The organism is Streptomyces sp. NPDC004667, from assembly GCF_040609475.1.
Taxonomy (GTDB): domain Bacteria; phylum Actinomycetota; class Actinomycetes; order Streptomycetales; family Streptomycetaceae; genus Streptomyces.
The window spans coordinates 95,043-116,798 of record NZ_JBEXKC010000011.1 but is presented as its reverse complement, the minus strand read 5'-3'; the positions used below and the strand labels follow the sequence as shown (position 1 = coordinate 116,798).

At 71.8% G+C, this 21,756-nt stretch carries 18 protein-coding genes; 6 read left to right on the top strand and 12 right to left on the bottom strand.

The window, feature by feature from the left end:
- Positions 1-38: 38 nt before the first annotated feature.
- On the bottom strand, positions 39-1,064 hold the full coding sequence (locus ABZW32_RS09035; protein ID WP_356213268.1) for a glycosyltransferase family 2 protein: 1,026 nt from the start codon (positions 1,062-1,064) through the stop codon (positions 39-41).
- Between the two features lie 282 nt (positions 1,065-1,346).
- Here ABZW32_RS09035 and ABZW32_RS09030 point away from each other — a divergent pair, with 282 nt between their 5' ends.
- On the top strand, positions 1,347-2,729 hold the full coding sequence (locus ABZW32_RS09030) for an LCP family protein (protein WP_356213350.1): 1,383 nt from the start codon (positions 1,347-1,349) through the stop codon (positions 2,727-2,729).
- Between the two features lie 12 nt (positions 2,730-2,741).
- On the opposite strand, the gene ABZW32_RS09025 is transcribed toward ABZW32_RS09030, so the two are convergent.
- Positions 2,742-4,235: a glycosyltransferase family 39 protein gene (locus tag ABZW32_RS09025; protein WP_356213266.1), complete on the bottom strand. Its 1,494-nt coding sequence runs from the start codon at positions 4,233-4,235 to the stop codon at positions 2,742-2,744.
- Positions 4,236-4,468: 233 nt separating this feature from the next.
- Positions 4,469-5,005: an acyl-CoA thioesterase gene (locus ABZW32_RS09020; RefSeq protein ID WP_356213263.1), complete on the bottom strand. Its 537-nt coding sequence runs from the start codon at positions 5,003-5,005 to the stop codon at positions 4,469-4,471.
- Between the two features lie 106 nt (positions 5,006-5,111).
- On the opposite strand from ABZW32_RS09020, the gene ABZW32_RS09015 reads away from it, so the two are divergent.
- Positions 5,112-6,482: an LCP family protein gene (locus ABZW32_RS09015; RefSeq protein WP_356213260.1), complete on the top strand. Its 1,371-nt coding sequence runs from the start codon at positions 5,112-5,114 to the stop codon at positions 6,480-6,482.
- 178 nt (positions 6,483-6,660) lie between these two features.
- Positions 6,661-7,848, top strand: coding sequence for an acyltransferase (locus tag ABZW32_RS09010; protein ID WP_356213257.1), 1,188 nt, complete (start codon positions 6,661-6,663; stop codon positions 7,846-7,848).
- A 99-nt stretch (positions 7,849-7,947) separates the two neighbouring features.
- Here the strand turns inward: ABZW32_RS09010 and ABZW32_RS09005 are convergent, their stop codons facing one another.
- From ABZW32_RS09005 to ABZW32_RS08995, 3 genes are all read right to left on the bottom strand, one after another.
- Positions 7,948-8,664, bottom strand: coding sequence for a polyprenol monophosphomannose synthase (locus ABZW32_RS09005; protein WP_356213348.1), 717 nt, complete (start codon positions 8,662-8,664; stop codon positions 7,948-7,950).
- A gap of 113 nt (positions 8,665-8,777) precedes the next feature.
- A complete protein-coding gene (locus ABZW32_RS09000) occupies positions 8,778-9,860 on the bottom strand; it encodes an NDP-sugar synthase (RefSeq protein ID WP_356213254.1) in 1,083 nt (360 codons plus the stop codon).
- Between the two features lie 457 nt (positions 9,861-10,317).
- The gene (locus ABZW32_RS08995) at positions 10,318-11,490 is read right to left on the bottom strand and encodes an acyl-CoA dehydrogenase (protein WP_030011045.1); all 1,173 of its coding nucleotides are present in this window, start codon (positions 11,488-11,490) and stop codon (positions 10,318-10,320) included.
- Between the two features lie 194 nt (positions 11,491-11,684).
- Here ABZW32_RS08995 and ABZW32_RS08990 point away from each other — a divergent pair, with 194 nt between their 5' ends.
- A complete protein-coding gene (locus ABZW32_RS08990) occupies positions 11,685-13,028 on the top strand; it encodes a UDP-glucose/GDP-mannose dehydrogenase family protein (protein WP_356213251.1) in 1,344 nt (447 codons plus the stop codon).
- A gap of 277 nt (positions 13,029-13,305) precedes the next feature.
- Positions 13,306-14,607 carry a glycosyltransferase family 87 protein gene (locus tag ABZW32_RS08985; protein WP_356213248.1) on the top strand — a complete coding sequence of 434 codons (1,302 nt, stop codon included), beginning with the start codon at positions 13,306-13,308 and terminating at the stop codon, positions 14,605-14,607.
- Here the strand turns inward: ABZW32_RS08985 and ABZW32_RS08980 are convergent.
- The 4 genes from ABZW32_RS08980 to ABZW32_RS08965 all read right to left on the bottom strand — a co-directional run bounded on the left by ABZW32_RS08980 (position 14,604) and on the right by ABZW32_RS08965 (position 18,741).
- A complete protein-coding gene (locus ABZW32_RS08980) occupies positions 14,604-15,725 on the bottom strand; it encodes a membrane dipeptidase (protein ID WP_356213245.1) in 1,122 nt (373 codons plus the stop codon). The two genes, ABZW32_RS08985 and ABZW32_RS08980, sit on opposite strands and share 4 nt — an antisense overlap.
- A gap of 168 nt (positions 15,726-15,893) precedes the next feature.
- The gene (locus ABZW32_RS08975; protein WP_356213242.1) at positions 15,894-17,072 is read right to left on the bottom strand and encodes a dipeptidase; all 1,179 of its coding nucleotides are present in this window, start codon (positions 17,070-17,072) and stop codon (positions 15,894-15,896) included.
- Positions 17,069-17,605, bottom strand: a complete 537-nt coding sequence (purE, locus tag ABZW32_RS08970) for a 5-(carboxyamino)imidazole ribonucleotide mutase (RefSeq protein ID WP_030231757.1) — start codon at positions 17,603-17,605, stop codon at positions 17,069-17,071. Before purE ends, ABZW32_RS08975 begins: the two co-directional genes overlap by 4 nt.
- Positions 17,602-18,741 carry a 5-(carboxyamino)imidazole ribonucleotide synthase gene (locus ABZW32_RS08965; protein ID WP_356213238.1) on the bottom strand — a complete coding sequence of 380 codons (1,140 nt, stop codon included), beginning with the start codon at positions 18,739-18,741 and terminating at the stop codon, positions 17,602-17,604. The genes purE and ABZW32_RS08965 overlap by 4 nt, the downstream gene beginning before the upstream one ends.
- Before the next feature lie 199 nt (positions 18,742-18,940).
- Between ABZW32_RS08965 and ABZW32_RS08960 the strand changes: the two genes are divergently transcribed.
- Positions 18,941-19,477, top strand: coding sequence for a GtrA family protein (locus ABZW32_RS08960; RefSeq protein ID WP_356213235.1), 537 nt, complete (start codon positions 18,941-18,943; stop codon positions 19,475-19,477).
- Positions 19,478-19,575: 98 nt separating this feature from the next.
- On the opposite strand, the gene ABZW32_RS08955 is transcribed toward ABZW32_RS08960, so the two are convergent.
- Together ABZW32_RS08955 and ABZW32_RS08950 are read right to left on the bottom strand one after the other, a co-directional pair.
- A complete protein-coding gene (locus ABZW32_RS08955; protein WP_356213232.1) occupies positions 19,576-20,844 on the bottom strand; it encodes an ATP-binding protein in 1,269 nt (422 codons plus the stop codon).
- A 28-nt stretch (positions 20,845-20,872) separates the two neighbouring features.
- Complete coding sequence (locus ABZW32_RS08950; protein WP_030231763.1) at positions 20,873-21,550, bottom strand: response regulator transcription factor; 678 nt, start codon at positions 21,548-21,550, stop codon at positions 20,873-20,875.
- Positions 21,551-21,756 lie beyond the last annotated feature (206 nt).

Sequence of the window (21,756 nt, the reverse complement as noted above, 5' to 3'; positions counted from 1 at the left end):
CCCGGTCCGTACGGACCGGGCCCCCCTTCTCGTGCGTCTCAGACCTGGGACGGGTCGTGGCGCACCGACGGGCGGCGGCTGGCGATGACCTTGCGGGCGAGCGAGCGCGGGCTGGTGAGGAAGCCGTAGCCCCAGCACATGTGCATCGTCGCGAGGGCCACGGGGATCTGCGCCCGGGCCTTCAGCGGCAGTCCCTTGCCCGCCGGGACGGACCCGGCGGTGATCGCCGCGAGGTAGCCGGCCGGTACGGCGAACGCCCACGGGCTGACGGCGGCACCCGCGACCACCCCGGCCGCGATCGCGCAGACGGCGGTCGGCGGGGCCAGGTAGCGCAGGTTGATGGAGCCGGCGTGGTAGCGGGCCACCACGTGCCGCCAGCGGCCGTAGTCCTTGTACTGCTTGGCCAGCGCCCGTACGGAGGGCCGCGGGCGGTACTGGACCTTCAGCTCCGGCGAGAACCAGATGAGACCGCCGGCCTCGCGGATGCGGAAGTTCAGCTCCCAGTCCTGGGCGCGGATGAACTCCTCGTTGTACCCGCCCTGCTGTTCGAGGGCCTCGCGGCGGAAGACGCCGAGGTAGACGGTCTCGGCCGGGCCGGCCTGGCCGCCGGTGTGGAAGGCCGCGTTGCCGACGCCGATCTTCGAGGTCATCGCGGCGGCGACGGCGTCCTCCCAGGCGTTCTCGCCCTCGGCGTGCATGATGCCGCCGACGTTCTGCGCGCCGGTCTCCTCCAGGAGGCGGACCGCGGTGGCGATGTAGTTCGGGGAGAGCATGCCGTGGCCGTCGACGCGCACCACGATCGGATGGCGCGAGGCCTTGATCGCGGCGTTGAGGGCGGCGGGGGTGCGGCCGGTGGGGTTCGGGACGGTGTGGACGCGCGGGTCGTCCCGGACGAGTTCGGCGGCGATCTCGTCGGTGCGGTCCGTGGACGGCCCGAGCGCGATCACCACCTCCATCTCGCCTGCGTACTCCTGTCCGAGGATGTGCCGGACGGAGTCACGCAGGTGGCGCTCCTCGTTGAGCACCGGCATGATCACCGAAACTGCGGGCTGCTGGGCGGGCATGTGGTCCTTCACGGTCGGGTACCGGTGTCACGTTACCGCGTACGGGGGAAACGGGTGCGCGGCGGACGAGCGGTACGGACAGAGGCTGATCGTATGGGCCTACTGTTCACACGAATCAGACGAATATGAATAATTCGCCCGCACTGCCCCCGCGGAGGTGTCCCCGTGCCCCAACCGCACCGTCCCACCCGACGCGCCCCCGGCTCCCGGCCGCCCCGGCCGCGGTCCGCGCGCGGCGGCGGTCGCCGCAGCGGGCACCGGGACGACCGGCCGCGCTGGGGGGTGCGGATCGCGGCCGTGTTCTCGCTGGTGGTGCTGGGCTCCGGGGCGGTCGGGCACGCGGTGATGACCGGCCTGGACACCGGCATCGAACGGGTCGATCCGTTCAAGGACATGAAGAACCGCCCGCAGGCCGGCCACGGGGTGAACTTCCTGCTGGTCGGCACCGACGGACGCGAGAAGATCACCCCCGAGGAGAAGCGCGAGTACCGGCTCGGCGGCGCGCCCTGCCACTGCACCGACACCGTGATGCTCGTCCACCTCTCCGCCGACAGGGAACGGGCCAGCGTCATCAGCCTGCCCCGGGACAGCTACGCCGAGGTCCCCGCGCACCAGGACCTGGTCACCGGCAAACCGCACAAGGCCCACCCGGTGAAGCTGAACGCCGCCTACGCCGAGGGCGGACCCAACCTGACCGTACGGACCGTCGAGAACATGACCCGCGTGAAGATCGACCACTACCTGGAGGTCGACTTCACCAGCTTCATGAAGACCGTCGACGCGATGGGCGGCGTCGAGATCTGCACGGCCAAGGCCATGCACGACACCTACACCGGCCTCGACCTGCTCCCCGGCACCCACCGGCTCAACGGCGGCCAGGCCCTGCAGTACGTGCGCTCGCGCCACGTGGACGGGGCCTCCGACCTGGGCCGGATGCAGCGTCAGCAGCGGTTCATCGCCGCCCTGATCAAGCAGGCCACCGGGAGCGGCGTCCTGCTGAACCCGGTGAAGTTCAAGGAGGTCAGCTCCACCCTGCTGGGGTCGGTGCGCGCCGACAGGGGCTTCGGGTCGGAACAGATGCTGGCGCTCGGACAGGCCATGCGGGGATTCACCCCCTCCTCGTCGGAGTTCGCCTCCGTGCCCGTCGGGGACCCCTCCTTCCAGGTCAAGGGCATCGGCTCGACGGTGAAATGGGACGAGCCGAAGGCCGCCAAACTCTTCGAGGCGCTGCGCCAGGACCGGCCGCTGGCCCCCGCCCGCCCCGGGCAGGCCCCCCCGCGCGGGCCCGCGCCCGTCCCGGTCGACGTGCCGCCGAAGCAGATCCGCGTCCAGGTGGAGAACGGGACCCGGATCGACGGGCTCGGCGGGCGCGTGGACGCGGCCCTGCGCGCCACCGGCTTCGACACCACCCAGGCCCCGGCGGCCGGCGCCAGCCGCGAGGTCCGGCGCACGGTGATCGCGTACGACCCGCGCTGGGACCGCACGGCGCGGACGGTGTCCGCGGCGCTGCCCGGCAGCGAGCTGCGCGCGGTCGCCGGACAGGGCCGCACGGTGTTGGTGATCGCGGGCACGGACTTCGGGAAGGTCGTGCCGGTGCGGGCCGAGGACCCGTACCAGGGCGAGTTCGGCGTGGTCACCGGGGACCAGGTGGTCTGCGGGAGCTGAACCCCGGCGGTCTCAGCCGGTCCGCTCCAGCAGGGACACGTGCAGTCCGCGCACCTCGGTCGTCGAGGCGACCCGGTAATGGGCCTTCAGCGCCCGGACCTGCTCGGCCGGCAGCCGGTTGTACGGGTCGTCCTTGCCGGTGTCGCGGGTGACGAGCCAGATCCGCCGGGTGTCGCCGAGGCACTGCTCGGGCCGCTCGCACTCCTGCGGGAAGAGGTCGTCCGCGTCCAGCGCCGAACGGGCCGCGAACACGTCGCGGAGGTGGACCCGGCCGGGCAGGTAGTACTCGATCTGGAAGTCGACCATGTACACCCGGTCGGCTCCGCGGACGGGCACGAACCCGTCGCCGGGCCGGTAGCCCTGCGCGATGACCCGCGCAGCCGCCCGGCCGTCGGAGGTCTCCTTGGCCTGCTCGGTCCGCAGGTGGCGCTGGTCGGGCACGCCGAGCAGGATCAGCGCGGCCAGCCCGGCCGCCCCGGCCGCGCGGGGCTTCAGGGCAGCCAGTCCGGCGGCCGCCAGCACCGCCCAGGCGGGCACGGTGAACAGGACGTAGCGGTCGATGAAGTACGAGGTGGCGCCCTGCGAGACCAGGTAGACGGCGACGATCGGCACCGCGCCCAGCAGCAGCAGCTCCACGGCGGGCCGCCGGCCCCGGCTCCAGGCCAGCGGCAGCAGGGCCAGCGCGGCGATGCCGAGCCCGACGAGCGGGGAGGCGAAGAGGTTGTCCCACAGCCCCGCGATGTCCCGCAGCCGCGGGGTCTTGATCCAGCTGATCTGCCGGCCGACCTGCTCACGTCCCAGCAGCACCAGCGGAATCACCGGCAGCAGCCCGGCGACGACCGCCAGGGTGAAGGAGAGCACCGTGCGCCCGCGCCGGTCCCGCCACCAGCGCAGCGCCACGACCATGGCGTGCGGCAGCAGGAACAGCAGGGCCACCATGTGCAGCAGCCCGGCCAACGCGACGGCCGCGCCGTACCCGGCCCAGCGCGCCGGGCCCGGCCGCTCCAGCGCCCGCAGCAGCAGCCAGGTCGCGGCCGACACGGCCAGGACGACGAAGGCGTACGAACGGGCCTCGGTGCCGTACCGGGTGACGACGGGCAGCAGCGCGAACAGCAGCCCGGCGAAGACGGCGGTGCGGCGGTCGAACAGGGCCCGCGCGGTCAGCACCACCAGGGCGGCGGAGCCGGCCATCGCCAGGGCCGAGGGCAGCCGGAGCATCGCCGCGGAATCCCCGAACACGGAGACCCAGCCGTGCAGCAGCAGGTAGTAGAGGCCGGAGACGGCGTCGACGTGACCCAGCATCGCGAGCAGCTCGCCGGTGGAGCGGGAGGCGGCGTTCCAGCTGGCCAGCTCGTCGCGCCAGAGCTGCGGGGTGCCGCCCCGGAAGGCGGTGACCGCGAGGGTCAGCAACGCCGCCCACAGCCAGTCGGGCCCGGCCTGCCGCCGGCCACGCGGGCGGGCGGGGGCGGACGGGGCCGCGGTGGTGGTCTGGGTGGCAGTCGGCATCAGGGGTTCTCCGCGGCAGGGCCGGTCGAGGGGCAGGCCGTCGCTCGGGCGGAGCAGCCGGACGTCGACGGACCAGTCTACGGGGCCCCCGTAAGGCGCGGGTATGCCCCGGAGCCCGTACGCGAAGGGCCGGCGGCGGGCAGGCCGCGCGAGCAGGCGGCGGAACGGCGGCGGCGGAACGGCGGCGGCGGGACGGGCAGTGGGGGACGGGCAGTGGGCGGCCGACGGCCGGGTCAGTCGTCGAGGCCCTCGGCGGCGCGGCGCTCGCGCAGCTCGGTGATCGCCTGGCGGCGGGCGAGCCGGTGGGTGCGACGGATCTGCGCCTCCTGGTAGCGGCGCTCGTCCTGCTCGGTCTCCGGGATCACGGGCGGGACCTGGCGGGGCTTGCCGTCGGAGTCGACCGCGGTGAAGACGAGGTAGGCGCTGCCGACCTGGGTGGCGGGGGTGGACTCGTTCCACCGCTCCGCGAGGACCCGTACGCCGATCTCCATCGAGGAGCGGCCGGTCCAGTTGCACTGCGCGCGGGCGTGGACCAGGTCGCCGACCCGGACCGGGGCGAGGAAGGCCATCTCGTCCATCGACGCCGTCACGGCGGGCCCGCCCGAGTGCCGCCCGGCCACCGCGCCGGCCGCGTCGTCCACCAGCTTCATGATCACACCGCCGTGCACGGTACCGAGGAGGTTGGTGTCGTTGGCGGTCATGATGTGGCTGAGCGTGGTCCGGGAGGCCGAGATCGGCTTGCCCGCGGGCACCGACGGTATTTCTGTCATGGAGCCACCATAAGTGGGTACCGCAGGCATCAGCTCTGCAACAGCCGCGGTACGAAGCGTCCACCTGGGTGTCGGGCGGCCCGCCCCGGCAGGCATTCTTGTGCGCATGAGTGACTGGGACGGGTGGAACGGCGAGCGCGACGCGCGCGGCCGCCGCGATGACGGGTACGGGCGCGGCAGCGGGCAGCAGCAGCCCGAGGGCGCGCAGCGGATGCGCCACGTCCAGCGGCAGCCGCAGCCGCCGCAGCGCCCGGCCCAGCCGCCGCAGCGCCCCGGCCGGCCGCCGGTCCCCCCGCAGGGTCCGCCGCAGGGCCGCCCCGGCCACGGAGTGCCGCCGCAGCAGACGCAGGGACCGGACGCGTCGTACGACAGCGGGTACAACACCGGCCAGGTCTACGGCCGGCCCGCGGGCCCCGGCGGTCCGGCGGGACCGGGCCGCCCCGGGCGGCCGGGCGGCCCCTCCCGGCCCGGCGGCCCCGGCGGCCCGGCCGGCCCGGCTCCGGACTGGCGCAGGCGGATCAAGATCGGCTCCATCGTGCTGGTCTCCGCGCTCCTGGTCACCTCCATCGGCACCTACTTCTGGGCCGACTCCAAGGTGCGCCGCGAGGTCGACCTCTCCAAGGTGATCGAGCGCCCCAAGGAAGGCGACTGCACCACGTACCTGATCGTCGGCTCCGACAGCCGCGAGGGCATGTCCGACGAGGAGAAGAAGAAGCTCCACACCGGCTCCGCCGAGGGCAAGCGCACCGACTCCATGATGGTCCTGGCGAAGTGCTCCAGCGGGAACACGATGATCTCGCTGCCGCGCGACTCGGACGTGGAGATCCCCTCCTTCGTCGGCTCCCAGTCGGGCAAGAAGTTCCCGTCCCAGGGCCGGCGGGTCAAGCTCAACGCGGCGTACGCGGAGGACGGACCGGAACTGCTGGTGCGGACGATCGAGTTCAACACCGGGCTGCACATCGACCACTACGCCGAGATCGGTTTCGCCGGGTTCGCGAACATCGTGGACGCGCTGGGCGGCGTGGAGCTCGACATCGAACAGGGCTTCAAGGACGAGAAGTCGGGCGCCGACTTCAAGGCGGGCCGTCAGACCCTCAACGGCGAACAGTCGCTGGCCTTCGTACGCACCCGGTACGCCTTCGCCGAGTCGGACCTCCAGCGGACCAAGAACCAGCAGAAGTTCCTGTCGGCGCTGGCGAGCCAGGCGGCCACGCCGGGCACGATCCTCAACCCCTTCTCCCTCTACCCGGTGATGGGCGCGGGCCTGGACACCCTCGTCGTCGACAAGGACATGGGGCTGTGGGACCTCGGTTCGATGTTCTTCGCGATGAAGGGCATCACCTCGGGTGACGGCGTGTCGATGAACATGCCCATTTCCGGCCAGAAGGGCGGCAACCTCGTCTGGGACAAGGCGAAGGTGCAGCAGCTGGTCAAGGAGATCCAGAACGACCAGAAGGTCACCGTCCGGGGGCAGTGAACCGGCCGCGCGGCAGGCGCGGGACGGGGTGCGATGAAGCACGTGCTGTGGACAGTGCGATGGTTTCTCGTAAGACTGAGGCGGCCCATGCCACGGGGGGGATGCCCGGCTGGGTCCCACCGTCCGGCGCGGCCCTCAGCACGTCCGGGCACGCGTCCGTCCTGCCCGTGGAGCGTTCATGTCCTTGCACCCGTCCCCCCACGTCCTCGGCGACCGACGGGAAGACGGCAGACCCTCGGCCTGGCCCACCCTGCCCCGGCCCGCCGGGACCGCCCGGTCCGCCGGGGCCGGCGGGGCGGCACCGGCGGACCGGCCCCGGCTGCGGATCCTGGACGGGCTGCGGATCCTGGCGGCGGTGCTGGTGCTCATGCACCACTACACCCGCCAAGAGGTGTGGGGGCGCGACGCGTTCGGGTGGCTGACCGTGGTCGGCCGCTACAGCTGGATGGGCGTGGAGCTGTTCTTCATGATCAGCGGCTTCGTCATCTGCATGTCGGCGTGGGGCCGGCCGCTGGGCTCCTACCTGCGCAGCCGGGTGATCCGCCTCGGACCCGCGTACTGGTTCTGCGTACTGCTCACCATGGGCGTGCTGCTGGCGGTCGGCAAGCCCTTCGGGGGCACCGGGCCGGGGCTGAGCCAGGTCCTGACGAACCTGACGATGTTCCAGACCCCGCTGGGCAGTGCCGAGCTGGACCCGTCGTACTGGACCCTCTGGTCCGAGCTGCGGTTCTACCTGATCTTCGCGGCGGTCGCCTGGACCGGCCTGACGTACCGCAAGGTCCTGAACTTCTGCTGGATCTGGACGGTCGCCTCCCTGCTCGCCCCCGGTTCCGGGCTGCCGATCCTGAACGTCCTCGCGAACCCCACCTACTCCCCGCTGTTCATCTCCGGCATCTGCTTCTACCTGATCCGCCGTGAGGGGCCGCGCGCGGGCGAGCCGTGGGTGCTGCTCGCGTTCTCCTGGCTGCTGACGCAGCGCTGGCTGAACGACATCGTCCACTGGAACACCGTCAAGGGCGACCGGCTGTCCTGGGAGATGTGCCTGCTCGTCGTGACCCTGTGCTACGTGGCCATGGCCGCCGTGGCCCTGGGATGGCTGGACCGGATCGACTGGCGCTGGCTGTCGGTCGCGGGCGCGATGTCCTACCCGCTCTACCTGTTGCACCAGCAGATCGGCGTGACGCTGCTGCGGATGTGGCGGCAGGACGTGGAGCCGTGGACGCTCCTGCTGTCGGCGACGGCCGTGATGCTGCTGGCCTCGTGGCTGATCCAGCGGTTCGTGGAGCGGCCGGCGGCCCGGCGGCTCAAGCGGTTCCTGGAGAGCCGGCCGGCCGGACGGACGAAGGCCACGGGCGAGACGCCGTAGGAGGCCCGCGGACACGCGAACACGCGGACACCCGCGGACACGAAGGAAGGGGCACCCCCTCGGGGGTGCCCCTTCCTTCGTGCTGCTGCTTGCCTACGCCTACTTGCCGGCGCGGGCGCGGAGCTTCCACGGCATGGCGATGGACTCCAGCTGGACGGCCAGGTTCATCTTGGACTCGCCGACGGTGCGGTCCTCGAAGTGGATCGGGACCTCCATCACCTGGAAGCCGCGGCGCAGGGCCTTGAACTTCATCTCCACCTGGAAGCTGTAGCCGGCACTGCCGATCGACGCGAGGTCGATCGCCTTCAGCGCGTCGGCGCTCCACAGGTTGAAGCCGCCCGTGATGTCGCGGACGCGGGTGCCCAGGATGGTGCTCGCGTAGGCGTTGGCCCAGCGGGAGAGCAGCTTGCGGTGCGCGCCCCAGGCGTCGGAGAGGGTGCCGCCCGGCACGTAGCGGGAGCCGACGACGAGACCGGCGCCGGTGGAGCGGGCGACGCCCAGCATCTCGGCGATCTTGCCGGCCGGGTGGGAGCCGTCCGCGTCCATCTGGAGCACGTACTCGGCGCCGTCCTCGACGGCCTTGGCCATGCCGGCGGCGTAGGCGCGGCCGAGGCCGTCCTTCGCCGTGCGGTGCAGGACCGACATGCGCGGCTTGCCGTCCTCGGTGAGGAAGCCCTCCGCCAGCTCGTCGGCGATCTTGCCGGTGCCGTCGGGCGAGGAGTCGTCGACGATCAGCAGGCGCAGGCCCGGCTGGTCGAGACCCATGAGCAGCTCCACCATGCCCGGCAGGTTGCCCGCCTCGTTGTAGGTCGGCATGACCACGGTGAGCGGGGTGTGTGCCCAGGTGTCGGGGAGCTTCGTGGTTGCGACGTCGGTCGCGCGGGGAGTCTGCTGCTCGCCTATCACAGGTTGTGCCTCACTGAAGTTGGTCACCGGTCGGAGGAGAAGCGGACGGCGGCGTCGGGCAGTTCAGCCTCGCACCACACCCGCACCCCTGCGCGAAGTTCGTTGTCGGCCCCTACGACGGCACCGTCACCGACGACCGCGCCGTTCACCACCGTGCGCGAACCCACCGAGGCGCCGGCGCCGATGAGGCTGGCGCTCACCACCGTGTCCGGGCCGAGGGTCGCACCGTCCAGCACGATCGAGCCCTGGACGACCGCGCCCGATTCGATCCGGGCGCCGGCACCCACCACCGTACCGCCCGACAGCTTGGCTCCGTCCGCCACCACCGCACCCGGGAGGACCAGGGCCTCACCGCGGGGGCCGGGGACGGCCGGGGAGCTCACGATGCCGCGCACGAGGTCGGCCGAGGCCTGCACGAAGGACTCGGGCTTGCCGAGGTCCAGCCAGTAGGTGTCCTCGGTGACGCCGTGCAGCCTGGCGCCCGAGTCCAGCAGACCGGGGAAGGTCTCGCGCTCGACGGATACCGGTCGGCCGGCCGGGATGGAGTCGATGACGCTGCGGCGGAAGACGTAGCAGCCGGCGTTGATCTGGTCGGTGATGATCTCTTCGGGGGTCTGCGGCTTCTCGGTGAAGGCCAGCACCCGCCCCTCGGAGTCGGTGGGGACCAGGCCGAAGGCGCGCGGGTCCTCGACCCGCACCAGGTGCAGGGAGACGTCGGCGTCGGCCGCCTGGTGGGACTCGACCAGGCCGGCGATGTCCAGGCCGGTCAGGATGTCGCCGTTGAAGACGAGGACCGGCGCGTCCGGTCCGCCGGTCAGCCGCTGCGCGGCGTTGCGGATGGCACCGCCGGTGCCCAGCGGCTCGTCCTCGACGACGTATTCGAGGGTGATGCCGAAGTCGGAACCGTCGCCGAAGTAGGGCTCGAAGACCTCGGCCAGGTAGCAGGTGGCCATCACGATGTGGGTGACACCGGCGGCTGCGGCCCTGGCTATCTGGTGGGCGAGGAAGGGAACGCCGGCCGCGGGAACCATCGGCTTGGGGGTGTTCACCGTCACGGGGCGCAGTCGCGTCCCCTGCCCGCCGACCAGCAGGATCGCTTCCGTCATTGTTTTCTCCCCAACCGGTTCGGGCGTACGAAGGTTCAAATTTAGCCCATCCGGGGACATGCCAAGGCCGTGGGCGGGCCCCGCGGGGACCCCCACGGCCACGTTCCGGTTACGGGCGGACGGCCGCGCGGAGACGGGCGGATTGCGGCACATCGGACACCCCTGCGCGCGGCTGTCCTCTATATATGAGGACACATCACGCGCGCCCGCCCACCTGGTGGACCATCACCGCTGGTCAGAGAGGTGCGCCGGACGCGGCCCGGCCTGATGGCACGACGGGCGCCGGCGAACCCCTCCGTAACGGATCCGGTGCACAAGGGTGCTCCGCCCTCCCCGGTTGACGGCCGGTTGTTCCGAACCTGTCGGCAACCCGTTACGAACCCTTGCCCGTTCTCCACGCGGAAGGCCCCCGACGGGACGCCGGGGGCCTTCCTGTGCGCGTGCCCGTGCGGGACCGCTACGGCAGGTTGCGGGCCATGACGATCCGCTGGACCTGGTTCGTTCCTTCATAAATCTGCGTAATCTTCGCGTCGCGCATCATCCGCTCGACCGGGTAGTCGCGGGTGTAGCCGTAGCCGCCGAGGAGCTGGACGGCGTCCGTGGTGACCTCCATGGCGACGTCGGAGGCGAAGCACTTGGCCGCGGCGCCGAAGAAGGTGAGGTCTTCCTTGTCGCCCCCGGCGGAGACGCGCTCCGACTTGGCGGCGGCCGAGTAGGTCAGCTGGCGGGCGGCCTCGATCTTCATGGCCATGTCCGCGAGCATGAACTGCACGCCCTGGAAGTCGCCGATCGGCTTGCCGAACTGCTTGCGCTCCTGGACGTAGCCCTTGGCGTAGTCCAGCGCGCCCTGGGCGATGCCGAGGGCCTGGGCGGCGATGGTGATGCGGGTGTGGTCGAGGGTCTTCATCGCCGTGGCGAAGCCGGTGCCCTCGGCGCCGATCATGCGGTCGGCGGGGATGCGGACGTTGTCGAGGTAGACCTCGCGCGTCGGGGAGCCCTTGATGCCGAGCTTCTTCTCCGGGGCGCCGAAGGAGACGCCCTCGTCGCCCTTCTCCACGACGAAGGCGCTGATGCCCTTGGAGCGCTTCTCCGGGTCGGTGACGGCCATGACCGTGTAGTACTCGGAGACGCCGGCGTTGGTGATCCAGCGCTTGACGCCGTTGAGGACCCAGAAGTCCCCGTCGCGCACGGCGCGGGTCTTCATGCCGGCGGCGTCGGAGCCCGCGTCGGGCTCGGAGAGCGCGTAGGAGAACATCGCGTCGCCCTTGGCCAGCGGGCCGAGGTACTTGGCCTTGAGCTCCTCCGAGCCGGAGAGGATCACCGGGAGGGAGCCGAGCTTGTTCACGGCCGGGATCAGGGAGGAGGAGGCGCAGACGCGGGCCACCTCCTCGATCACGATCACGGTGGCGAGGGCGTCGGCCCCGGCGCCGCCGTAGGTCTCGGGGACGTGGACGGCGTGCAGGTCGCTGGCCACCAGGGCGTCGAGGGCTTCCTGCGGGAAGCGGGACTCCTCGTCGACCGCGGCGGCGAACGGCAGGATCTTCGCCTCGGCGAGCGAGCGGACGGACTCGCGGAGCATGTCGTGCTCCTCGGCCGGGCGGTACAGGTCGAAGTCGGCAGAACCCGCCAAGACTCTCACTCCCCATGTGTGATGCGTGATGCTAACTACCGTTAAGTAACCGAAATCTTAGTGTCCGGGGTCCCGTCGGCGATATGTACGGCGCACGTGAGCTGCGTGACAGAGGGATCCGCCGGGGAACGTCCCCCCTGCGGGGCACGACTATGCTCGGTGGCCGCAAACGGCCCCGCACCTCTGGAGCACCCATGGCCCCCCTCAAGATCACTGTGATCGGCACCGGCTACCTCGGCGCGACGCACGCCGCCGCGATGGCCGAGCTGGGCTTCGAGGTGCTCGGACTGGACGTGGTCCCGGAGAAGATCGAGATGCTGGCCGCCGGCCGGGTCCCCATGTACGAGCCGGGGCTGGAGGAGTTGCTCGCCGCGCACGTCGCCGGGCTGCCGGGCTCCACGGGCCGGCTGCGGTTCACCACCTCCTACCAGGAGGCCGGTGAGTTCGGCGACGTCCACTTCGTCTGCGTGAACACCCCGCAGAAGCACAACGAGTACGCCTGCGACATGTCCTACGTCGACTCCGCGATGGCCTCGCTCGCCCCGCACCTGACGCGCCCGGTGCTGGTCGTCGGCAAGTCCACCGTGCCGGTGGGCTCGGCGGAGCGGCTCGCGGCGAAGCTCGTGGAGCTGGCCCCGGCCGGCGCGGACGTGGAGCTGGCCTGGAACCCGGAGTTCCTGCGCGAGGGCTTCGCCGTCCAGGACACCCTGCACCCCGACCGGATCGTCATCGGCGTACGGGGCGAGCGCGGCGAGAAGGTGCTGCGGGAGGTGTACGCGACGCCGATGGGGGAGGGGACCCCGCTGGTGGTCACCGACTTCCCGACCGCCGAGCTGGTCAAGACGGCGGCCAACTCCTTCCTCGCCACCAAGATCTCCTTCATCAACGCGATGGCCGAGGTCTGCGAGGCCGCGGGCGGTGACGTGGTCAAGCTGGCGGAGGCCATCGGCCACGACGAGCGGATCGGCGCGAAGTTCCTGCGCGCGGGGATCGGCTTCGGCGGCGGCTGCCTGCCCAAGGACATCCGGGCCTTCATGGCCCGGGCCGGCGAACTGGGCGCCGACCAGGCCCTGACCTTCCTGCGGGAGGTCGACTCCATCAACATGCGCCGCCGCGGGCACATGGTGGAGCTGGCCCGCGACGCGGTCGGCGGTTCCTTCCTCGGCAAGCGGGTCGCCGTCCTCGGTGCCACCTTCAAGCCCGACTCGGACGACGTGCGTGACTCGCCCGCGCTCAACGTCGCCGGGCAGATCCACCTCCAGGGCGGGCAGGTCACCGTCTACGACCCGAAGGGCATGGACAACGCCCGCCGCGTCTTCCCCACCCTCGGCTACGCCGACTCCGCGCTGGAGGCCGCCCGCGGCGCCGAGGTCGTCCTGCACCTCACCGAGTGGCGCGAGTTCCGCGACCTGGACCCCGCGGCCCTCGGCGAGGCCGTCACCGACCGCCTGATCCTCGATGGACGGAACGCCCTGGACGCGGAGCGGTGGCGGGCCGCCGGCTGGACGTACCGGGCCATGGGGCGGCCGCACGCGTAACCCCGCCCCCGACGGACGGAGTCCGGCGCAGCGACGCGAAGCCGCCGAGGCCCCCCGGGGCCGAGGCGCGCGAGCGGCGCGTGCGGAAGGGGACGGACGGAACGCCCTGGACGCGGAGCGGTGGCGGGCCGCCGGCTGGACGTACCGGGCCATGGGGCGGCCGCACGCGTAAGGGATTTGGGGGGGTACGGAGGCTGACCTGGGCGTATCCCCCTACCCCGTTTCGGCCGCTCGCACCCAGGTAAGTGGAATAAATGACTGGGTAGACTTCGGGCCGATGACCACGACCAGCAGCCCCCCGACCAAACCCACCGCATCTGCGACGGCGGCGCCCGCCACGCGTGACCGGCGGGGATCCTTCGAAGCAGCCATGCGAGGACGCGGAGCCCTTTGGGGCATCGCGGGCTTCTGGCTGGCCAGTCGGGCCGCGATGCTCTGGATGCTCGTCAACGACTTCTTCAGCTCGAACGTCGTACGGGTAGAGATCACCGCGACCTATCACAACTGGTACAACGTCCTCGTCACGTGGACGATGCCGCACAACGACATCATGTGGCAGTACCCCCCGGCGGCCGCGGCGATCTTCCTGTCGCCCGACCTCCTGCCGTTCCTCACCTACTTCCAGGCCTTCGTCGCCCTGACGGTGCTCTGCGACGCGGTGGTCCTCGTCGGCCTGATGCGCGCCGCCCGCCGCGACGACGGCAGCATGGCCGGCGCCGTCCTGTGGCTCGTCACGCTGCCGATGCTGATGGCCACCCCGTTCGCCCGCTACGACGTCCAGGTCACCCTGCTCGCCGTGGCCTCGCTGCTGTGCCTGCGCTACCGCCCGAAGCTCGGCGGGGTCATCGCCGGCATCGGCGCCATGGTCAAGGTGTGGCCGCTGCTCACCCTGCTCGGCACCCCGCGCGGCAAGTCGACGCGCGAGGCCTTCATCGCCGCCGCGCTCTCCTGCGTCGCGCTGCTCGCCGTCTTCGCCGCGCTGTTCCGCGACACCCTCGGCTTCCTGGGCAACCAGGGTTCCCGCGGGGTCCAGGTCGAGTCCCTCGGCGGCAGCGCGCTGATGGCGGCCCGGCTCGTCCACCTGTGGCCCGGGAAGATCAACTTCCAGTACGGCGCCTTCGAGTACGTCGGCCCGTACGTCTCCAGCATCGCGCGGGCCTCCCTCGCGCTGACGGTGATCGGCTTCCTGCTGCTCCTGCTGTGGCGCGTGAAGGCGAACCGCTGGTCGACGGCGACCCCGTTCGACGCCGCGCTCTGCGCGATCATGGTGTTCACGGTCACCAGCCGCGTCATCAGCCCGCAGTACATGATCTGGCTGCTCGGCCTCGCGGCCGTCTGCCTGACGTCCCGGCACACCACCCAGCGGCCGATCGCCTGGCTGCTCGTGGTCGCCACCGCGCTCACCACGCTGATCTTCCCGGTCTGGTACGGCTCGGACATCCTGACCAACTCCACGCTCGGCACGATCCTGCTGTGCACGCGCAACGGCCTGCTGCTGTACGCCACGGTGTGGTCCGGCCTGCGTCTGTGGAAGGCGACCGTGCTGCCCAAGAGCAGCCTGGCCGCCGAGTCCGTCTAAGGACTTCTGCGGTGCTGTGCGGCGCGGGCCGTGAACTCCGCGTCGCGCAGCACCCTCTGGGCGTTGCCCCAGGTCAGCTGGGCCAGGTCGGACTCCGGCCAGCCCCGCTCCAGTAGTTCCGCGAGGAGTCTGGGGTAGCCCGAGGGATCGGTGAGCCCCGCCGGACGGGGTGTCGCCCCCTCGGCGCCGAAGGCGGCTCCCAGTCCCACGCACTCCGGGCCGGCGACCGCCCGCAGGTGGTCGAGGTGGTCCGCCACCGCGTGCAGGGAGTCCCCCGTCCGCGCGGTGTCGAAGGTGACCATCGCCAGACCGCCGGCCGCCCTCAGTGCCAGCAGCACCTCGTCGGTGACGTTGTCCGGGTGCGCGGTGAGCGCCGCCGCCCCCGTGTTCGAGACGATCACCGGTGACTTCGACGCCGCCGCGAGCTGACAGGCCGCCACCGGCGGGCAGCCCGTGAGGTCCAGCAGCATCGCGAGCCGGTTCACCTCCTTGACCACCTCGTGGCCGAAGGCCGTCAGCCCCTCCCGCGCCCAGGGCGCCCCCGCCGGCGCGAGGATCCGTACGCCCAGCGCGTGGAAGGCCCGTAGCGCGCCGAGGGAACCGGTCAGCGTACGTCCGGACACCGGGCCGAGGAACGAGGCGATCCGGCCGCGGTTGCGGGCGTCCAGCATGTCGTCGGCGCTCAGCCCCAGGAGCAGGCCGTCGGGATAGCGGCGGACCAGGGCGAGTGCCACGTCGATCAGTTCGAGGGTGTCGGAGACGACCTGGTCGGCCGGCCCGCCCTCGGTGGCCCCGCCCTCGGCCGCCGCGCCCCGGCGCGTCCGGTCCGGCGGCACGAGCAGCGACCAGAACTGGGCTCCCACTCCCCCGGCCCGCAGCCGCGGGATGTCGGTGTCGATGCCGGTGTCGGGGGTGTCGATGTCGTGGTACGGGCTGTGGCGCAGGGTCCGGACGAGGCTGTTGCAGCCGTCGGCCACGGGATGTACGGCGAGCAGCGCGGTGGCCCGCTCCAGGGCGCCGGCCACCGCCGCGGGGGCGGACGCGTCCTCGACCCCGGCGGAGCCGGGGCCCACCGGGAGGCTGGGGGCGGCGTGCGGGTCGTCCTGCAGGTCGGCCATGGCGTTCGCTCCGGTCTCGGCGGCAGCGGGAGGGGAGGAGATGGTGGTGGTGCCACCGTGACATGTGGGGCGGCCGGGACGCCCGGCGGATGTGGCGTTCGGGTGGAGGAGGGTGTGGAAAGGGGCGGGCCGCGGGGTGGGACCCCGCGACCCGCCCCCGGTGGAGCGTCAGAGGTGGGCGTTCGACGGCCCCCGGGACGCCGAGAGGCCGCGGGCCACGCCCTCGGCGTCGCGCAGCGCCCGTACCGCGTTCGACCAGGTCAGCTTGGCCAGGTCGGCCCGTGACCAGCCGCGCGTGAGCAGCTCCGCGATCAGGTTGGGGTAGCCGGCGACGTCGTCCAGTCCGGACGGGGTGAAGGCGGTGCCGTCGTAGTCCCCGCCGATGCCGATGTGGTCGACGCCGGCCACCTCGCGCATGTGGTCCAGGTGGTCGGCGACGGTGGCCGCGGTGGCCACCGGGCGCGGCCGGCCCGCTTCGAAGGCCCGGTGCAGTTCCATCGCCCCGGGTGAGGTGTCGAGGTGGTGGAAGCCGTGGGCGCGCAGGTTCTCGTCGGCCGCCGCGGTCCACTCCACGGCTGCGGGCAGGATGAACTTCGGCACGAAGGTGGCCATCGCCACGCCGCCGTTGACGGGCAGCAGCTCCAGGACGTCGTCGGGGACGTTGCGCGGGTGGTCGCAGACGGCCCGTGCCGAGGAGTGGGAGAAGATCACCGGTGCCGAGGAGACGGCGATCGCGTCGCGCATGGTCGTCTCCGCCACGTGCGAGAGGTCCACGAGCATGCCGACGCGGTTCATCTCGCGGACGACCTCGCGGCCGAAGTCCGTGAGCCCGCCGTGGCGGGGCTCGTCGGTCGCCGAGTCCGCCCAGTCGATGGTGTCGTTGTGGGTGAGCGTCATGTACCGCACGCCGAGGCGGTGCAGGGCGCGCAGGGTGGCGAGCGAGTTGTTGATGGAGTGGCCGCCCTCGGCGCCCATCAGGGAGGCGATCCTCCCCCGTTCGCGGGCCGCCTCCATGTCGTCGGCCGTCAGCGCCCGCACCAGGGTGTCCGGGTAACGGTCGATCAGCTGGCCGACCGCGTCGATCTGCTCCAGGGTGGCGCTGACCGCCTCGTCGCCCGCGAAGTCGGAGCGCACGTACACGGACCAGAACTGCGCGCCGACCCCGCCGGCGCGCAGTCGGGGGATGTCGGTGTGCAGGTACGCGGACTGGTCGGCGCCGATGTCGCGCCGGTCCAGGTCGTAGCGGACCTGGTTGCGCAGCGCCCAGGGCAGGTCGTTGTGCCCGTCGACGACCGGGTGCTCCGCGAGCAGGCCGCGCGCCTCCTCCAGGCGCTGCGCCGCGCTCACTTGCCGAATCCGAAGGAGTCCGCGCCGGCGACCTTCGTGCGCAGCCGCTTGCCCTTCTCGGTGGCCTGGTCGTTCAGCTCCTGCTGGAACTCGCGCATCCGGGCGAGCAGCTCCGGGTCGTGCGCGGCCAGCATCCGTACGGCCAGCAGGCCCGCGTTGCGCGCTCCGGCGACGGAGACGGTGGCGACGGGGACCCCGGCGGGCATCTGGACGATCGAGAGGAGCGAGTCCATGCCGTCGAGGTACTTCAGCGGGACCGGGACGCCGATGACGGGCAGCGGGGTGACCGAGGCGAGCATGCCCGGCAGGTGGGCGGCCCCGCCCGCTCCGGCGATGATCGCCTTCAGGCCGCGGCCGGCGGCCTGCTCGCCGTACGCCACCATCTCGCGGGGCATCCGGTGGGCGGAGACCACGTCGACCTCGTACGGGATCTCGAACTCGTCCAGTGCCTTGGCGGCGGCCTCCATGACCGGCCAGTCGGAGTCCGAACCCATGACGATGCCGATGACGGGACCTGCGGTAGCGGTGCTCATGCGGTGATGGTTCCTCTGAGGTAGCCGGCTGCGTGACGTGCGCGCTCCAGCACATCGTCCAGGTCGTCGCCGTAGGTGTTGACGTGGCCGACCTTGCGGCCGTGTTTCACGTCCTTGCCGTACATGTGGATCTTCAGCTGGGGGTCGTGGGCCATGCAGTGCAGGTAGGCCGCGTACATGTCGGGGTAGTCCCCGCCGATCACGTTGGCCATGACCGTCCAGCGGGCCCGGGGGCGGGGGTCGCCCAGGGGGAGGTCCAGGACCGCGCGGACGTGGTTGGCGAACTGGGAGGTGACCGCGCCGTCCTGGGTCCAGTGGCCGCTGTTGTGCGGGCGCATGGCCAGTTCGTTGACGAGGATGCGGCCGTCGGTGGTCTCGAACAGCTCCACGGCCAGGTGGCCGGTCACGTCGAGTTCCTTGGCGATGCGCAGGGCGAGGGCCTGGGCCTCGCCCGCGAGGGCCTCGGAGAGGTTGGGGGCGGGGGCGATCACCGTGTCGCACACGCCGTCCACCTGGATGGACTCGACGACGGGGTACGCGACGGCCTGGCCGTGCGGGGAGCGGACGATGTTGGCGGCGAGTTCGCGGACGAAGTCCACCTTCTCCTCCGCCAGGACGGGGACGCCCGCCCTGAACGGGGCCTCCGCGTCCTCGGGCGTGCGGACGAACCACACGCCCTTGCCGTCGTATCCGCCGCGCACCGTCTTGAGGATGACGGGGAAGCCGCCCACCTCTTGTGCGAAGGCCGCCGCGTCCGCCGGATCGCGCACGATCCGGTGGCGGGGGCTGGGCGCGCCGATCTCGTCGAGCTTGGCGCGCATCACCCCCTTGTCCTGGGCGTGCACCAACGCGTCGGGCCCCGGGCGGACGGGAATGCCGTCCGCTTCCAGGGCCCGGAGGTGTTCGGTGGGCACGTGCTCGTGATCGAAGGTGATCACGTCGCAGCCGCGCGCGAAGGCGCGCAGTGTCTCCAGATCGCGATAGTCGCCGATGACGACGTCGCTCACGACCTGGGCCGCCGAGTCCTGTGGGGTGTCACTGAGGATCTTGAATCTGATGCCGAGGGGGATACCCGCCTCGTGGGTCATGCGGGCGAGCTGTCCGCCGCCGACCATGCCGACTACCGGGAACGTCACCACTCCAGGGTATCCGGCGGTATTCCGCCATCCGGACACGGCCTGGCGCATACCCGTGCGCCGGGCCGTGTGCCGTGCGTCGCAGGGGGTGCCAAGGCGCGTACGGAGCCCGGGGGCGACACTTAACATGTCGGGGTTGACGAAATCGAGTGACGCTCCAGCGCGGGGCGGCTACGACGGACAGGGACTGAAGGATCACATGGGTACGTCGAACGCAGCACCGCTGTCCGAGCGCTTCCGCGGTCTCGCCCGGGAGGCCATCAAGTTCGGTGCGGTGGGCGGGCTGGGCGTCCTCGTCAACTTCGGCGTGTTCAACCTGCTGCGGAGCACGACCGACCTGCAGATCGTGCGCGCGAACGTCATAGCCATCGTGGTGGCCATCGTCACCAACTACATCGGCTTCCGCTACTTCACGTACCGCGACCGCGACCTCGGCGGCCGTCGTCGCGAGATGATCCTCTTCGTGCTGTTCAGCGTCATCGGCATGGTCATCGAGAGCGGTGTGCTCTACGTGGCCACCTACGGCTTCGGCTGGGACAGCTCGCTGCAGAACAACGTCTTCAAGTTCCTGGGCATGGCGATCGCCACCGTGTTCCGCTTCTGGTCCTACCGGACCTGGGTCTTCCAGGCCCTGCCCGCGCCCGTGGCGCCCTCGCTGATCGTCGAGCAGCGGGACGGCCACGAGGCGCCGGCCGCGGCCCTCAGCCCGGAGCCGGCCGCGCCGGCCGCGAAGTAGCCGATCCCCGGAAGGCCGCGCCCGTCGCGGCGCGGCGCCCGCTGTCGGCACGGCGCCCAGCCCACTGCCGGCCCGGCTTCCCGTCCCGGTCCGGCCGGTCAGCGGACCGTCGGGTGTTCCGGCTGGGTCCGCTGCGGCGCGGTACGGCTGAGGAACAGCGCGAACACCGGCGGCTGGCTCTGGAGCAACTCCAGCCGGCCGCCGTCGGCCTCCGCGAGGTCCCGGGCGACCGCGAGGCCGATCCCGGTGGAGTTGCGGCCGCTGATCGCCCGCTCGAAGATCCGGTTGCCGAGGTCCGGGGGGACGCCGGGCCCCTCGTCCGTGACCTCCAGTACGGCCTGGTTGCCGGTCACCCGGGTGCGCAGCGCGACGGTGCCGCCGCCGTGCATCAGCGCGTTCTCCACGAGGGTCGCCAGGACCTGGGAGACCGCCCCGGGGGTTCCCACGGCCCGCATCCCCGTCTTCCCGGAGCGCACGATGGCCCGCCCGGCGCTGCGGTAGGCCGGCCGCCACTCCTCCACCTGCTGCTTGACGACCTCGTCCAGGTCGAAGGGGACCGCCGATCCGGTGCGCGGGTCCCGGGAGTTCGTGAGCAGCCGCTCCACCACGTCCGTGAGCCGCTCCACCTGGGTGAGGGCGATGGTGGCCTCCTCCCGTACGGTCTCCAGGTCGTCGGTGACCGTGATCTCCTCCAGCCGCATCGACAGGGCCGTCAGCGGGGTCCGCAGCTGGTGGGAGGCGTCGGCGGCGAGCCGGCGCTCGGCCGTGAGCATCCGGCCGATCCGCTCCGCGCTGGAGTCGAGCACGTCGGCGACCCGGTCCAGCTCGGGGACCCCGTAGCGCTTGTGCCGGGGCCTCGGGTCGCCCGATCCCAGCCGCTCGGCCGTCTCGGCGAGGTCGGTGAGCGGGGAGGCGAGCCGGTTGGCCTGGCGCACGGCGAGCAGCACGGCCGCGACGACCGCGAGCAGGGCCACCGCCCCGACCACCGCCAGGGTCCGCCCGACCTCCTTGGTGACGGTGGCGCGGGACTCCTCGACGGTCACCACCTCGCCCTGGTCCCCGCGGGCGGTGCCCCGGATGACGCTGTCGGGGATCCGGTCGCCGACCTCGACGACGGGCCGGCCGGGGATGGAGATGCGGGCGTAGGTGCCCAGGTCCAGCTGCTCGGCGAGCGCGGTGGGGTCGACCGGCTTGTGCTCCAGCGCGTCCGCCTCGACGGTGCCCAGCAGTCGCAGCGCCTCGGAACCGATGCGGTCCTGGGCGCTGCTGGTGATGGTCCTGGTCTCCACGATGACGAGGGAGACCCCGAACACGGCGATCACAACGAGCACCACGGCGAGCGTGGAGTTGATCAGGCGGCGGCGCATGGCTTGGAGGATGTCCTAGGGAGGGGTCTCAGCTCTTCTCGAAGCGGAAGCCGACGCCCCGGACGGTGGCGATGTAGCGGGGGTTCGCGGCGTCGTCGCCCAGCTTCTTGCGGAGCCAGGAGATGTGCATGTCGAGGGTCTTGGTGGAGGACCACCAGGTGGTGTCCCAGACCTCGCGCATCAGCTGGTCGCGGGTGACGACCCGGCCGGCGTCGCGGACCAGGACGCGCAGCAGGTCGAACTCCTTGGCCGTGAGCTGGAGCTCCTCCTCGCCCATCCAGGCGCGGTGGGACTCGACGTCGATGCGCACGCCGTGGGTGGCGGGGGCCTGGGCGGCCTCGTTGGCGCCGCGCCGCAGCAGGGCCCGGACGCGGGCCAGCAGCTCGGCGAGCCGGAAGGGCTTGGTCACGTAGTCGTCGGCGCCGGCGTCGAGGCCGACCACCGTGTCCACCTCGTCGGCCCGGGCGGTGAGGACCAGGATGGGGAAGCCGTGACCCTCGGCGCGCAGGCGCCGGGCCACCTCCAGGCCGTCCATTCCGGGCAGTCCGAGGTCCAGGACGACGAGGTCGACGCCGCCCTGCAGTCCGGCCTCAAGGGCGGTGGGGCCGTCCTCCCGTACCTCGACCTCGTAGCCCTCCCGGCGCAGGGCGCGGGCCAGGGGTTCCGAGATGGATGCGTCGTCCTCGGCGAGCAGTACACGCGTCATGTGGGTGATGGTAGTCCGCGGCGGCTGCCAGGAGGTGCTTGCCCGCACACCCCTCTCGAACTGGGCTTATGAACTACTAACGGCCTTCGAATATGACGAAACGGTTCCCTGGAAGCCTGTGATCCATCTCTCAAGTCCTTCCATATGCCGCAGTGTCCTGTCGTATGGTGGCGAGACGCCTGATGCACTACCCAGGGGATCTTTGT

Bases quoted from the DNA above. Each gene is read 5' to 3' on its own strand.
- ABZW32_RS09025 (WP_356213266.1), bottom strand. From the start codon at position 4,235: ATGCCGACTGCCACCCAGACCACCACCGCGGCCCCGTCCGCCCCCGCC.
- ABZW32_RS09015 (WP_356213260.1), top strand. From the start codon at position 5,112: ATGAGTGACTGGGACGGGTGGAACGGCGAGCGCGACGCGCGCGGCCGC.
- purE (WP_030231757.1), bottom strand. From the start codon at position 17,605: ATGAGCACCGCTACCGCAGGTCCCGTCATCGGCATCGTCATGGGTTCG.
- ABZW32_RS09010 (WP_356213257.1), top strand. From the start codon at position 6,661: ATGTCCTTGCACCCGTCCCCCCACGTCCTCGGCGACCGACGGGAAGAC.
- ABZW32_RS09035 (WP_356213268.1), bottom strand. From the start codon at position 1,064: ATGCCCGCCCAGCAGCCCGCAGTTTCGGTGATCATGCCGGTGCTCAAC.
- ABZW32_RS08955 (WP_356213232.1), bottom strand. From the start codon at position 20,844: ATGCGCCGCCGCCTGATCAACTCCACGCTCGCCGTGGTGCTCGTTGTG.
- ABZW32_RS08990 (WP_356213251.1), top strand. From the start codon at position 11,685: ATGGCCCCCCTCAAGATCACTGTGATCGGCACCGGCTACCTCGGCGCG.
- ABZW32_RS09000 (WP_356213254.1), bottom strand. From the start codon at position 9,860: ATGACGGAAGCGATCCTGCTGGTCGGCGGGCAGGGGACGCGACTGCGC.
- ABZW32_RS08960 (WP_356213235.1), top strand. From the start codon at position 18,941: ATGGGTACGTCGAACGCAGCACCGCTGTCCGAGCGCTTCCGCGGTCTC.
- ABZW32_RS08980 (WP_356213245.1), bottom strand. From the start codon at position 15,725: ATGGCCGACCTGCAGGACGACCCGCACGCCGCCCCCAGCCTCCCGGTG.
- ABZW32_RS08985 (WP_356213248.1), top strand. From the start codon at position 13,306: ATGACCACGACCAGCAGCCCCCCGACCAAACCCACCGCATCTGCGACG.
- ABZW32_RS09005 (WP_356213348.1), bottom strand. From the start codon at position 8,664: ATGCCGACCTACAACGAGGCGGGCAACCTGCCGGGCATGGTGGAGCTG.
- ABZW32_RS09020 (WP_356213263.1), bottom strand. From the start codon at position 5,005: ATGACAGAAATACCGTCGGTGCCCGCGGGCAAGCCGATCTCGGCCTCC.
- ABZW32_RS08950 (WP_030231763.1), bottom strand. From the start codon at position 21,550: ATGACGCGTGTACTGCTCGCCGAGGACGACGCATCCATCTCGGAACCC.